Here is a 970-nt window from a genome sequence, read left to right on the forward strand (position 1 = left end):
GAAAACAAGAACTTGACAACTGCCTGAAGTGGTTATTTACTACAGGTTACAAGTCGGTGCGCGAGAGAAGAGTATGTTTGACCCAGGATGTAGTTTTGCGACGACCCAACCCAACCACCCAATCTCCCTAGGGCCGGGAGATGGCCCTCCTTGGCTGCTCTTGGGGAAAACGTATAATCTTTCCACTGTCTCCACGACCCACCCACTCGCCATCCTACCTCGTCTGCAAACCGATATACGATTGTATCACCTGGATACGATCCATCGGGCTTTCCCCCACAATTGATGTAAATTTGCTTCTGGACACTAAACCCGAAGTGTCCGTTACTGTGTTTAACCCAAAGACCATCGATGATTCGCAAATCCTCGCAAGGAAAGTTTTTGATATCATCCTCGTATAAATATCCCCGTTGGGTTTTTCGGGCCACCGCTAACATCATCTTAGCCGTTTCTTGGTCGGCAGCTTTCCACTGGCCTGATTTCAATAATCTGTTGAGTTGGGTATAATCAAAACCAGAAGATGAAGACACGATGGGAGTTTCTTGCACTTGTGGTTCACCTATCGGCTTAGGTCGAGATGCGATCGCTTCATTCTGGGATTGGAGTTGAGAGGCGATCGCTTTGACCAGAGATTCTAGCTGTGATTGGGATTGAGATGCGATCGCTTCTATCTGAGATTCTAGCCGTGGTAGCGACTGTAGTTGAGATGCGATCGCTTTGACCAGAGATTCTAGCTGTGATTGGGATTGAGATGCGATCGCTTCTATCTGAGATTCTAGCCGTGGTAGCGACTGTAGTTGAGATGCGATCGCTTTGACCAGAGATTCTAGCTGTGATTGGGATTGAGATGCGATCGCTTTTCTCTGGGATTGGAGTTGAGAGGCGATCGCTTCATTCTGGGATTGGAGTTGAGAGGCGATCGCTTTGACCAGAGATTCTAGCTGTGATCGGGATTGAGATGCGATCGCTT

The 970-nt window shown here is 48.1% G+C and carries 1 protein-coding gene; it reads right to left on the reverse strand.

Annotation, left to right across the window (positions count from 1 at the left end; all coding sequences use genetic code 11):
• Positions 1 to 32: 32 nt before the first annotated feature.
• On the reverse strand, positions 33 to 970 hold a 938-nt coding region (locus P5674_RS25215), incomplete at its 5' end, for a GUN4 domain-containing protein (RefSeq protein WP_315670426.1).

Origin of the sequence: Limnospira sp. PMC 289.06 (genome assembly GCF_032350395.1) — a bacterium.
GTDB lineage: Bacteria > Cyanobacteriota > Cyanobacteriia > Cyanobacteriales > Microcoleaceae > Limnospira > Limnospira platensis.